Genomic DNA, 12,331 nt, shown 5'->3' with positions numbered 1-12,331 from the left:
GCGGCCGGCGCCTCTTGGGGGGCGCCGGCCGTTCTTTTGTTTCGCTGCTAGTCGACCGCTACGACGCGGTTGAAGTGCAGTTGCACTTCGCCGTCGACCACGCGGCGGACTCCCTCCACCAGGCAGTGCGGCTCGTTGTCCTCTTGCCCGCGGCGAATGATCTCGTCGCACGACATGCCGGGTGGGACGGTAAACGTCGACTGGTAGATAATCTGGTTGCCGGCGTCTAGTTCCGGCACGATGAAGTGGCAAGTCGCCCCGTAGGTCAACATGCGACTGGCGAACGCTTCCTGGTACGGGCGAATGCCTGGAAAACTGGGCAGCAACCCGTGGTGCAGGTTGATGATCCGCCCACCGGCGTACTTCCAGCAACTCGAAGCGGGTAGCACACGCATGTAGCGGGCGAGCACGATGTAGTCGACTTGGTGCTCATCGCAGATGTGGATCAACCGCTCGTCGTTGGGGTTGCCCCCGTCGTCGGCAATGTTTTCCCATGGCACATCGAATTGCTCGGCCAAGTGCCGGCACTTTTCGCGGTTGCCGATCATCACGGTGGCATCGGCCTTGATGTGCCCGTCGCGAATCGCCCGCAACACGGCCAGCGGCGTTTCGTGACGATAGGTCACGCAAATTGCCAGCCGTGGCTTGCGACCTTTGATCTGGGGCGACCACGTTCGGACCGACAGTCCGGTCGTCCGCGCCACCTCTTCCATGCTGTCTTGGAGTTCTTGGCAGCGCGAGCTGTCGATTTCCACGCGGGTCAGCATCGAGAAGACCGATTGCTGGTCGTGGTCGTACATCTGAATTTCGGCAATGTTGGCTCCCAGGCCGGTCACCGAATGAACGATGGGGTCGGCGAGGCCGCGATTGTCGGGACCAACGGCAGTGATGACGATTTGCATGGCGACGATACGTACAGCGGAAGGGAGCGAATAGCTAATTCCAGTTTAGCGGACGTCGCGCCTTCCGGCACGGTGCCCCAGAGCGCACTACAAGTACTTGTGGCGTGTGTTTGTGCGAGAATGCTGACAAACTTGCCGCCACACGCGCCCATGCGGCTTGCACTACACGGCAGCCATGGCCTTGGTGGCTTCGAGCGTCTCGTCGATCTTCGACCAGATATCCGACAACCGCTCTTCGTTCAGGCTCAGTCGCTCAAAAACGTCTTGGTTGGGCGTGATCGGGTCGGCTTGTTGCATCACGCCGGCGCCGCTGCGGGTGGCGATGTAGTCCGACACGGCCACCAGGTCGGTCAGTTGGCGATCGTCGCCTTTGTAGTCTTCCGGCTTGTGATGGAATTCGATGCTGGTGACCAGGCGCGAGGGAAATTTCGAACGCCAGGCTACGTAAGCGCCCAGCTGCGACGGGCAGAAGGTCAGAATCTTGTGCACCGCTTCGTGCAGCGACAGGCCTTCTTGCATCGAGGTGCGAATCCTCGGCACGTGGCGAGCCAGGTGCTGATCGATGATCAGCAGGCCCATGTCGTGCAGCAGCCCGGCCAGGTAAGCCTCTTCGGGATCGGCTACATGTAAGGTCTTGGCGAGCAATCGGGCCACCGCGCCCACGGCCATCGAGTGGCTCCACAGCTGGTTGCGGTCGAGTGTGTCTTTGGTGTTCGACGGGCTGAACTGCCGCGACACGAACACGGTGATCGCCACGTTGCGAATCTGTTTGGTGCCCAACAGGGCGATTGCACTCCGCAGGTCGGCCACTTCCTGGCGAACCCCGTAGAACGAGGAATTGACGATGCGGATAATTCGGGCCGCCAACGCGGGATCTCGCTCGATCAACTGCCGCAAGTCTTCCGCGTCGGTGTGTTCGTCGACAGCTGCCTCGATGATTCGCAGCGCGATCGATGGCAAGCTCGACAGCTCACTGAGTCGCTGAAACAGTGTTTCGAGCGCCTCATTGTGCAGTTCTAGCGTTCCTTCGCTGAGGTCATCTTTCGCATTCGTGGCGGTCGCAGTCACGGTACAGTCGTGGGCTAAAGGTCAGGGAAGCGAGTCAATCGCCTGCTACGTCGGCGCGCGAGATTGGTGGACGATGACCGACGCACCCCGCGCTTCGCGACAGTAAAACCTAGCTCGCGTGATTTGGGAGAGAGAAAGAATCTCGCAACCCGGCAAGCCGCTGTTGCACGCACCCCGCTTGCATAACCGCTGCAATCGTTACCACCTACACCGGTGTGGTTGTCGGCCGGTTGTTGCTTGCTCAAGGCCAGAATCGAAGTAGCCTTTACCATAGGCGCGGGCAGGTGGTCGCCGACGCTATGCCCGTGCGCTGCCTACCTTGTCCTGCCCCCAGGTGTATAGCCCCCTCTGCGCGATAACACTGAGCGAAATACTATGTCTACCACAGAAAATGCTCCGGAAGTCGCCCCTAAGGAAGCCGCGGAAGACCGGCTCGATGTGCTGCTGTCGCGGATTCACGAACTCACGGCAGCCGACGAAGCTCCCTCGGCCAACATGCCGGCGCTTCCTGCAGAGGTGAATGACAGCGTTCCCTCCACCACCGCACTTCCGGCCGCTCGGACGTCGTTGGAGTCGGAGCCGATGTCCGACCAACGCGATAGTCAGGGCGCGTGGTTCCCTAGCGAACCAGACGACCTGCGCAGCGCCGGGCTTACCGACAGCGAAGTGGAAGACTTGCTGCTCAAGATTCTCAATGCGCGCAGCGAGGCGAGTGGTCGTGATCTGTCCGATCAGGCGAAGTTGCCGTTCCGGTTGGTCGATCCCTTGCTCCAACAGATGAAGCAGGATCAGATGGTCGCGCATCGTGGCGCTTCGGTTATGAACGACTACATCTACCAACTCACGAACAAAGGTCGTGAACGCGCCAAGAAACTCAGCGAGCACTGCACTTACTTTGGTTCAGCGCCGGTCATGCTCGATCACTACATCGATAGCGTCGCCAAGCAGACAATGGCCGACCAGCACCCATCGGAGGAAGACCTCCATCGGGCGTTCGACGACCTCTTGATCGACAAGCGGATGCTGCTACGACTGGGGCCCGCCATCAATTCCGGCCGCGGTCTGTTCCTGTACGGGGCGCCGGGTAATGGTAAGACAAGTATCGCCGAGCGGGTGACCAAGGCGTTCGGTGAGTACGTGTGGATTCCCCGCGCCCTGGGCATCGACGGCGAGATCATGCGGCTGTACGACCCCAGTATGCACGAGCCAGCGCCTGAGGAGGACTTCGAGGGCCTGTTGGACAACCGCAAGATCGACAACCGCTGGGTCCGTATTCGCCGACCGACGATCGTCGTGGGTGGTGAACTGACGATGGACTCGCTGGAGGTCACGCTCAACACCGCCACCAACGTGAGCGAAGCGCCGGTGCAGCTCAAGAGCAACTGCGGCACGCTGGTGATCGACGACTTTGGCCGTCAACGGATGACCACCGACGAGTTGCTGAACCGCTGGATCGTTCCCTTGGAAAAGCGGTACGACTTTTTGAACCTGGCGAGCGGCAAGAAGATTCAAGTTCCCTTCGACCAGTTGATCATCTTCTCCACGAACCTGGAGCCAAGGGACCTGGTAGACGACGCGTTCCTACGTCGTATCCCTTACAAGATCGAAGTGGGCGATCCCGAGGAACCCGCGTTCCGCGAGTTGTTCCAGATCATGGCCCCCATCATCGGTGTCGAGTATAACCAATCGGCGCTCGAGTACCTGATCGCGACGCACTACAAGGCTGTGTCGCGTCCAATGCGGTGCTGCCAGCCACGCGACCTGCTGCTGCAGATCAAGAACTACTGCCACTACGTAAAGCAGCCGGCCTTGATGACCAATGAAAGCCTCGATTTCGCCGTGGAGAATTACTTCGCGGTGATGTAAGCGGTGGGCCGTGGAGACGCACCCTCCCCGCCGCAAATGCAGCGCTCCCGGAGGGAGGGTGAATAACAACCGCGGCACATCTGCTTATCGTTGGGTTCCGTTGCCAAACTTGAGCGGCAACTGTGGGTCGGGTGTCTTGCCTCCGGCGAACTCTTCGTGCAACAGGCTCGGCTGGATGTCGCGGTTGTGTTGGTACTTGCTGGCGTACTCGACTACTTCGCCGGTCACTTCGTGGTAGAAGATCTGGCAGATTGGCACGCCAGGGTAGATGCGAATCGGTTGCACGGCGAACATCTCGAGCGTCCAGTAGCCCGAGAATCCCACGTCGCCAAAGCCGGCCGTAACGTGCACAAACAGGCCCAGTCTTCCGACGCTCGACCGGCCTTCGATCTGCGGCACCAGATTGTGCGTGGTGGTCTTCTCGATGGTGCGACCGAGGTACAACTGGTTGGGGCTGAGCGTGAGCCCTTCCTTGGGAATCTCGATCCGCCGCACCCGATTGGCCTTGGCCATATCGAGCACCAGCTCTTCGTACACCATCAACTCGTTGTGCAGCGACAGATTGTAGCTGTTGGGGTTGAGGTTTGTTTCGTCGAAGGGATCAATGAGAATCTCATCGCCCAATCGCTCGCGAATTTGCTGCCCGGAGAGAATCATGACGGTGCCGCTCCATTGCCCGTGTACGGTGCCCGAACCGATGCCCGCAATTACACCCCAGGCGGCCCGGGTTTTCAACCCGCCGGAAAACCGGGGAGAAACGTGGCAGTTGAGTGTGGCGACTCCTCACACCCCGATCTGCGGGCAGAACTTACGCATCGAGCATTCTTCGCAATTCGGTTTGCGGGCGTTGCAGATGGCGCGGCCGTGGTGGATCATGCGGTGCGAGAAATCGATCCACTTTTTCTTCGGTAGGATTTCCATCAGGTCGTTTTCGACCTTCACCGCGTCGGTGTTGTCGGTGAGGCCCAGCCGGCGAGACAAGCGGCCGACGTGCGTGTCGACTACCACACCGGTGGGAATGCCAAAGGCAGTGCCGAGCACCACGTTGGCCGTCTTCCGCCCAATGCCCGGCAGGTTGACCAGGGCGTCGAGGTCCTGTGGCACCTCGCCGCCATAGTCGTCCACCAGCGCCTGGCTGCAGGCTTTGATGTTCTTCGCCTTGTTGCGAAAGAAGCCGGTGCTCTGGACGAGCTTCTCCAGTTTCTTGATCGACGCCCCGGCGATGTCGGCCGGCGTGGGCAGCTCGGCGAACAGCTCCTTGGTGACGATGTTCACCCGCTCGTCGGTGCATTGGGCTGAGAGGATCGTGGCGATCAATAGCTGGTAGGCCGTGTCGTGCACCAGGGCACACTCGGCGTCGGGGTAGTCGGCCTCGAGCCGGCGGACGACCTTTGAGGCTTGTTTCTTCCGTTCCTCCGGCGGCAGCGCAGCGGCGGCGGGCGCCTTTTTCTTCTTGGCGGGCACCTTCTTGGTGGGCGTCTTCTTCGCGATCTTTTTCTTGGCCATGTGGCCGATTGTACGCGGCCGGGCCGCCGTGGGGAGTGGGCAGCAGTTTCCTGCCGGCCCCCGGGTGCCCAACCGCGGTTTCCACCCACGCGACTCCCCCATAACTGCTAATTCCGGCAACATCCCACCTGTTTTGCCGTTCGTTTATTCTTGACGCCGCAACTCGCCGAGCATACCTTTTACTAGCAATATACGGCGAGCCGCTGCGCTCTCCTCTCCCTCCCAAGTATCCCGCGGAGCTCGTTACCATGAGCCAAGGTGACTTCCAAGCCAACAACCCCTATGCCACGTTCGGTCAAATCGCCGCCGACGCGCCGGCTGCCGAGCGACTGGCGTTCATCAAGCGTACCTACATCCACTTGATGCTGGCGGTCTACGCCTTGGTGACGTTGGAGTTCATTTACTTCGGCGTTTTCGGCGAGGCCATGGAAAGATGGATGCCACAACTGTTAGGTTCGTTCTGGATCCTGATTATGTTTGGCGGGTTCATGATCACTGGATGGATCGCTGAGAACTGGGCCCAGTCAGAAGCGAGCGTCAATAAACAGTACATGGGGCTGGGGCTTTACGTATTCGCCCAGTCGATCTTCCTGGCGCCTCTGTTGTGGATTGCAAATCACTACGTTACCACCATCCCTGGGATGAATATCGAATTCAATCCCATTTTGGTGGCCGCAGTACTAACCTTCTTCGTGTTTGCAGGTCTCACCGCGGGCGTGTTCTTTAGCAAGGCCGACTTTTCGTTCCTCGGACCGATCTTGGGCATTGCCAGCATGATCGTCTTCGGTGTAATCATCGCCAGCTTCTTCTTCCAAGGGCTGACATCCGGGTTGATCTTCCCGATCGCCCTGGTGGTGCTTGCATCGGGTTACATCCTGTACGACACGTCAAACGTGCTGCACCACTACCGCACCACGCAGCACGTGGCTGCCTCGCTGGCGCTGTTCGCCTCGGTGGCTTTGCTGTTCTGGTACATCCTGCGAATCGTGATTGCGTTCTCGAGCCGTGACTGAGCAGCCCGCATAATCCCCACACCCGGCCGCAAGCATCCGCTTGCGGTCGGGTTTTTTTGTGCCCAGAATGCCGATTTTCTTCGGGATTTGGCGTACTAACCTATTCAATTTCGCGTCGGGGTCTATCATTGAACATAGAAGACGGACCTCCTACCACGCATCGATTCTGCTTTCGCGACTTGTAGAGTATTCAGGATGTCTCCATCTGATTTCGATCACGCCGAGTTCGATCCAGGAGAGTTTTCCGGCACGGTTCGGATGTTTCCGATACCGAACCTGGTGATGTTCCCGCACGTGGTGCAACCGCTGCACGTTTTCGAAGAGCGGTATCGCGAAATGATGTCCGACGCCTTGGTGGGCGATCGACTGCTCGCCATGCCAGTGCTCAAGCCCGGTTGGGAACCCGACTACGCCGGCCGCCCGCCAGTCGAGCCATGGGCCTGCTTGGGGAAGGTGGTGCTGCACAACAAACTGCCCGATGGTTGTTACAACCTGCTGCTGATGGGCGTAGCGCGGATTCGGATCGAGGAAGAACTCGCCCCGCTACGCAGCTTCCGCGAAGCGCGAGCGGAGCTAGTGCACGACATTCCTGTGTGCGAGCAAGACGACGAGGCCGCGATATTGCACGAGCGCATCGTCGACGTGTTTCAGCGACGCATGGCGTCGGGCGACGCGCCTTGTTCGCTCAAGCCGCTGCTGCAGAACAATCTGCCGCTGGCCGCGCTCACCGACCTGGTTGCTTACGCCTTGCCACTGGGTAGCGGCCAGAAGTTGGAGTTGCTCGCCGAACCATGCGTCGCCCGCCGCGCCCGCACCTTGCTCGATTGCCTGGGCGCCGACGTCTCACCCTCGCAGCCCGGCGTGCTCTCGATGGGGCTCAGCTCGGGCTTCCCGCCGCCGTTCAGTGCGAATTAGTATCTCGTCAAGCCGAACTTTTCGGATAGCGATCGCAAAACGTCACCGAAATTTCCAGGCGGATGTCGAGATCACTATCCGCAAAGACTCGTTTGACAAAGCACTAGCGTGTGAGCCGTGGGGCGCTAACCTCGGGTTCCCTAGTGCTGACGTTCGCGGCCGGGCCACCCGACGCTAGGGCGTTCGGCTCACATGGGCGACTTTCGCTCGGCAGTGGTAGCAACCATAATCTTCATTGGGAGGGCCGCCCGTGCCAGGGCGCCCGAGACGACTCGAAAGAAGGAAACACAAGTGCAAAGTCCCAGCGAAACCGGCTCGCTCGACGGCGAGGCGACTTCGACCGATGTTCCAGTTCCGTCGGAGGTGGATCTTCCGCGGATCGAGGCCGCGGTTCGCGAGATCCTGGCCGCCGTGGGCGAAGATCCCGACCGCGAAGGCCTGCTCGAAACGCCAGCCCGCGTCGCCCGCATGTACGCCGAACTGTTCAGCGGCCTGCACGACGATCCCCGCGTCCACCTGCAGAAGTTCTTCACCGAGAAATACGACGAACTGGTGCTGGTCCGCGACATCAGCTTCAACAGCATGTGCGAGCACCACATGCTGCCGTTTAGCGGCAAGGCCCACATCGGCTACGTGCCCAACGGCCGCGTGGTGGGGCTGAGCAAGCTGGCTCGCGTCGTGGAAGTGGTGAGCAAGCGGCCGCAGGTGCAGGAACGGATGACCGAGACCATCGCCAACTTGCTGATCGACGAACTCGACGTGAAAGGCGTGGCCGTCGTGATCGAAGCCACTCACTCCTGCATGACCATCCGCGGCGTCCGCAAGCCGGGCAGCCTGTGCGTCACCAGCGCGATGAAAGGCCTGTTCCGCTCGAACCTTTCCAGCCGCAGCGAAGTGATGAACCTGATCTATGGTGGCTAGGGACGAGGATCGAGGGGCGAGGGGGCGAGCATTTCCTCGCCTCTGGCCCCTCGCCCCTTGCCCCTCGATACTTACCTTTCCCTAGTCTCTAACGCCCTCTTCCCTCCTGCATGGATCCCGAACGTCAACGCATCGAAGAAGACCTTCGCGGGCTGGTGGCCGGCGAGGTGCATTGCGACGACGTTACCGTTCAGCAGTACGCGACCGACGCCAGTAGCTACGAAATCCGACCGCATGGCGTAGTGCGACCCAACAGCACCGACGACGTAGTGGCCACCGCGCGCTACGCCAGCGAGCATGGCCTGCCGCTGCACGCCCGTGGTGCCGGCAGCGGTTTGGCGGGCGGAGCGCTGGGGCGTGGGTTGGTGGTCGACTTCTCGCGCAACATGCGTCGCGTGTTGCAGCTTCGTCCCGACACCGTGCGCGTGCAGGCGGGCGTGGTGCATGGTGAGCTGAATCGCCTGCTGGCGACGCACGGCCGCGTGTTCGGGCCCGACCCGGCGCGCTCAAGCGTCTCGACCATGGGCGGCGTGGTGGCAGTGAACGCCACCGGCAGCCACTTTCTCCGCTATGGCACGCCGCGCGATCACACTCGCCAGATGCGCGTGGTGCTGTCCGATGGAACCGTTCTCGACGTGGGCCGCCACCCGGTGCCCGAGGCCGCCCCGGTGCTTTCCGAAACGCCCACCGCCGACGAGCGACTGCAGGAACTCGTGTGGTCGGTGGCGACGCTCATCGATCGCAATCGCGGCACCATCCGCTCCACCAACATTCACAGCCACGTCAACTCGTCGGGCTACCATCTAAGCGACGTGCTGGAAGACGGCCAGCTCGATCTGGCACGCCTGTTGGTCGGCAGCGAGGGAACTCTCGCGCTGGCCACCGAGTTGGTGGTCGAGACGCAGGACCTGCCCACCGAGCACGGCTGCGCGATCCTCATCTTCGAGAGCCTCGACCGCGCTGCCCGGGCGGTACAGGAAGTGCTGACACTGAAGCCGGTTGCCTGCGACTTGATGGATCGCCGGCACCTGAGCCTGGCGCGCGAGCTGGATGTTCGCTACGAACTGCTGATCCCCGGCGCGGCCGAAGCGGTGCTGCTGGTGGAGCACTACGGCAAGACGCGCGAGGAAGTCGACCAGAAGCTCGAAGCGACGGTCGACCTGGTAACGAACGTCACTCGCCTGGCGGCTGGCGCGCACATTGCCACCGACGAATCGGACAACGCGTTGTTCTGGGAGCTCGCCCAGCGATTTGTTCCCACGCTGCATCGCCTGCAAGGGGTGCGTCGCGCGGTGCCGTTTGTCGAAGACATGGCCGTGCCGGTCGGCGCGCTGCCGGTGTTCCTGCGTCACCTGCAGGACGTGCTCAAACGCGAGCAAGTCACCGCCAGCCTGTTCGGCCACGCGGGGCATGGGCAGTTGCACGTACGGCCGTTCATGGACTTGGCGAACCCCAACGAAAAACGCCGTATGGAACGCCTTGCCAGCCAGCTGTACGAGAAGGTGTGGCTGCTGGGCGGAACCATCAGTGGCGAACACGGCGATGGCCTGAGTCGTACGCCGTTTGTCGCGGGGCAGTACGGGCCGCTGGTGAACGTGTTCCGCGAACTCAAACGCATCTTCGATCCCGAAGGCATCCTCAATCCCGGCAAGGTGGTGCCCGAGTCCGGAGCGCGGATGATTCATCACTTGCGCCAGGTGTCGCCCGACGTCGACCGCGCGACCGGCGGTAGTGGCGACTCGCTTCCCGTGGCCAAGACTGGCGGGGCAGGGCAGTTGGTCGAGTTGCAGCTCAATTGGAACGTCGATCAGATGGCCCACGCGGCCCGCAGTTGCAACGGCTGCGCAGCCTGCCGCACTCGTGCGCCCGGCACGCGGATGTGTCCCGTGAATCGCTTCGCCCCGCGCGAAGAAGCCTCGCCGCGAGCCAAGGCCAACCTGATGCGGGCGGTGCTCACCGGTCAGTTGCCACCCGACACCACGCTTTCGGAGGCCCTGAAAGAGGTGGCCGACCTGTGCGTGCACTGTCACATGTGCCGCATCGAGTGCCCGGCGAACGTCGACATTCCGCGGCTGATGGTCGAAGCCAAGGGGCAGTACGTCGCCAGCAACGGCTCGAATGTGTATGACTGGCTGATGGCCCGCATCGACATGATGATCCGTATCGCCGGCCGCTTGCCGCGACTCTCCAACTGGTTGTTCGGCAACCCTCAGGCGCGGTGGATCATGGAGAAGCTGCTCGGCCTGAGCCAAGGGCGAAAGCTGCCAAAGCTCGCCAGCCGCTCGTTCATGAAGTCGTTGTCGGGCGAGCAGCGCAAGCAACCGGATAGCGAGTCGGAGAATCGCGTTGCCCTGTTTGTCGATACGTTTGCGAATCACTTCGATACCGCGCTGGTCGACGCGCTGTTGAAAGTGCTCGACCACAACGGAGTCGACGTCTACATTCCGCCGAGTCAGCACCAGTCGGGCATGCCGCTGATTAGCTCGGGCTACCTCTCGCACGCTCGGCGAGTGGCCCATCGCAACGTGGCCGCGTTGGTCGAGGCGGTGCGGCTGGGCTACAAGGTGATTTGCACCGAGCCAACCGCAGTGCTTGCTTTGGTGCGTGAGTACCCGGCGTTGTTAGAAGACGACGAGGACGTCCGCCTGGTGTCCGAGAACACGCAGGACGCCAGCCACTACTTGTGGCAACTGCACCAGCGCGGCGGCCTGAAGCTCGACTTCGAGTACCAGAACTACGAGGTAGCCTACCACGTGCCTTGCCACTTGAGGGCGCTGGAGGTCGGCACGCCGTCGGGCAACCTGCTGCGGCTGGTGCCGGGGCTCACCCTGCACCAGGTGGAAAAAGGCTGCAGCGGCATGGCGGGCACATGGGGCCTGAAACGCAAGAACTACCGCAACAGTCTGCGTATCGGACTGCCGCTGATCTCGGAAGTGCGCGACGGCCCGTACCACGCGGCGGTCACCGAGTGCAGCACCTGCGCCCTGCAAATCGACGGCGGCACGCACAAACCAACGCTACACCCCATCAAAGTCCTAGCCGCCGCCTACGGCCTGATCGACGTGCCCGAGTCGCTAAAAACAAGACCGAAGAACCCCGCAAGTAGTCAGCCATAAGCCCCTTTCCCTTGCAGAAGGAACTCACCCTCCCCCCGGGAGGGTCGCGGTCTCAGCCGCGGGGAGGGCGAACCACCAAGTAGCGTTAACCCCATTCCATGACCGTCCAAGTCCTCCTCTTCGCCGCCGCCCGCGAAGTCGCAAGCGAGTCGACCGCGTGCGTCGAACTCCCCAACGGCGCGAGCTACGCAGAATTGAAAGCCGCGCTCGCCGCACAATACCCACCGCTCGCACCTCTGGTGACTGTGAGCCGACTGGCAGCGGGGGGAGAGTTCGTGAGCGATGATGCGGCGGTGGACACAGCAGCGGAATTGGCGCTGATTCCGCCGGTGAGTGGGGGGTAGTGAGATGAATGACTTGAGAACAAATCGCGATCTCTATCTCGCCATCGATGAATTGTTAAAGCAGCACAAGGATAGTGAACGGTCACTGGAACGCTATCTCCTCGCAGTTCTCAACAACGCCGCGGCTCTCAGCGACCGCGCGTCACTCAAGTTGAGTGAGTTCTACGGTATCCTTGCCGCAGGTTTTACGGATGATCCTGCGCCCTTTCAGGACGAATGGCGAGAGCAATACGAGGAACTTCCCCACGAAGCGTCGGAATATGCTGGTTGGCACGCCACAGTGGTTCGGCAGATAATCGATTTGCGCGAAATGGATGAATCGGGAGATCTGAAAAACAAGTGGCGTTACTTTGGCCTGGAATCTCCACGCGGATCGACATGGTACAACTTCGAACCTCATGGGTACCTGGAATGCGCGACAGCTGGCTCGCTAGGTGGTTGGGAGCCGGGTGACGACACAGGACGCGATTTTGTGCCGGGTCAAATGGCAGCTATTGCAGAAGATGGTTCAATCTGCGCTTTGGAACCGGAGGACGTGCCAAGTCCGCAGATGGAGATAGCATCCATTCGATGGGAGGATTTCAAGGACTTTGTCTATTGTGGCCAGATCTATGAGTAGCCATCGCTAGCTATGAAGTGCGATGGTTGTCAGCTTCTCCTCGCTTGGGACGTTCGCTTAG

The 12,331-nt window shown here is 61.1% G+C and carries 11 protein-coding genes; 7 read left to right on the top strand and 4 right to left on the bottom strand.

The window, feature by feature from the left end; translation table 11 throughout:
- Window positions 1-47 precede the first annotated feature (47 nt).
- Window positions 48-902, bottom strand: a complete 855-nt coding sequence (locus tag ACQK2L_RS24870) for a formyltetrahydrofolate deformylase (RefSeq protein WP_425399746.1) — start codon at window positions 900-902, stop codon at window positions 48-50.
- A 162-nt stretch (window positions 903-1,064) separates the two neighbouring features.
- Complete coding sequence (locus tag ACQK2L_RS24865) at window positions 1,065-1,970, bottom strand: HDOD domain-containing protein (protein WP_425399745.1); 906 nt, start codon at window positions 1,968-1,970, stop codon at window positions 1,065-1,067.
- Window positions 1,971-2,345: 375 nt separating this feature from the next.
- Between ACQK2L_RS24865 and ACQK2L_RS24860 the strand changes: the two genes are divergently transcribed.
- Window positions 2,346-3,836, top strand: coding sequence for an AAA family ATPase (locus tag ACQK2L_RS24860; protein WP_425399744.1), 1,491 nt, complete (start codon window positions 2,346-2,348; stop codon window positions 3,834-3,836).
- Window positions 3,837-3,920: 84 nt separating this feature from the next.
- On the opposite strand, the gene dcd is transcribed toward ACQK2L_RS24860, so the two are convergent.
- On the bottom strand, window positions 3,921-4,493 hold the full coding sequence (gene dcd, locus ACQK2L_RS24855) for a dCTP deaminase (protein ID WP_425399743.1): 573 nt from the start codon (window positions 4,491-4,493) through the stop codon (window positions 3,921-3,923).
- Window positions 4,494-4,619: 126 nt separating this feature from the next.
- Window positions 4,620-5,342: an endonuclease III gene (gene nth, locus ACQK2L_RS24850; protein WP_425399742.1), complete on the bottom strand. Its 723-nt coding sequence runs from the start codon at window positions 5,340-5,342 to the stop codon at window positions 4,620-4,622.
- 248 nt (window positions 5,343-5,590) lie between these two features.
- Here nth and ACQK2L_RS24845 point away from each other — a divergent pair, with 248 nt between their 5' ends.
- From ACQK2L_RS24845 to ACQK2L_RS24820, 6 genes are all read left to right on the top strand, one after another.
- Complete coding sequence (locus ACQK2L_RS24845) at window positions 5,591-6,355, top strand: Bax inhibitor-1/YccA family protein (protein ID WP_425399741.1); 765 nt, start codon at window positions 5,591-5,593, stop codon at window positions 6,353-6,355.
- A 195-nt stretch (window positions 6,356-6,550) separates the two neighbouring features.
- Window positions 6,551-7,270, top strand: a complete 720-nt coding sequence (locus ACQK2L_RS24840) for an LON peptidase substrate-binding domain-containing protein (protein WP_425399740.1) — start codon at window positions 6,551-6,553, stop codon at window positions 7,268-7,270.
- 363 nt (window positions 7,271-7,633) lie between these two features.
- Entirely contained in the window at window positions 7,634-8,191 is a 558-nt protein-coding gene (folE, locus tag ACQK2L_RS24835) for a GTP cyclohydrolase I FolE (RefSeq protein WP_425401127.1), read from the top strand.
- 110 nt (window positions 8,192-8,301) lie between these two features.
- Window positions 8,302-11,307: an anaerobic glycerol-3-phosphate dehydrogenase subunit C gene (locus tag ACQK2L_RS24830; RefSeq protein WP_425399739.1), complete on the top strand. Its 3,006-nt coding sequence runs from the start codon at window positions 8,302-8,304 to the stop codon at window positions 11,305-11,307.
- A 98-nt stretch (window positions 11,308-11,405) separates the two neighbouring features.
- Window positions 11,406-11,651: a MoaD/ThiS family protein gene (locus ACQK2L_RS24825; RefSeq protein WP_425399738.1), complete on the top strand. Its 246-nt coding sequence runs from the start codon at window positions 11,406-11,408 to the stop codon at window positions 11,649-11,651.
- 4 nt (window positions 11,652-11,655) lie between these two features.
- On the top strand, window positions 11,656-12,270 hold the full coding sequence (locus ACQK2L_RS24820) for a hypothetical protein (protein ID WP_425399737.1): 615 nt from the start codon (window positions 11,656-11,658) through the stop codon (window positions 12,268-12,270).
- The last annotated feature ends 61 nt before the right edge of the window (window positions 12,271-12,331 follow it).

The organism is Aeoliella sp., assembly GCF_965227375.1.
In the GTDB taxonomy this organism is placed as follows: Bacteria; Planctomycetota; Planctomycetia; order Pirellulales; family Lacipirellulaceae; genus Aeoliella.
The sequence above is the reverse complement of the archived record's forward strand: the minus strand, read 5'-3'. Positions and strand labels throughout refer to the sequence as shown.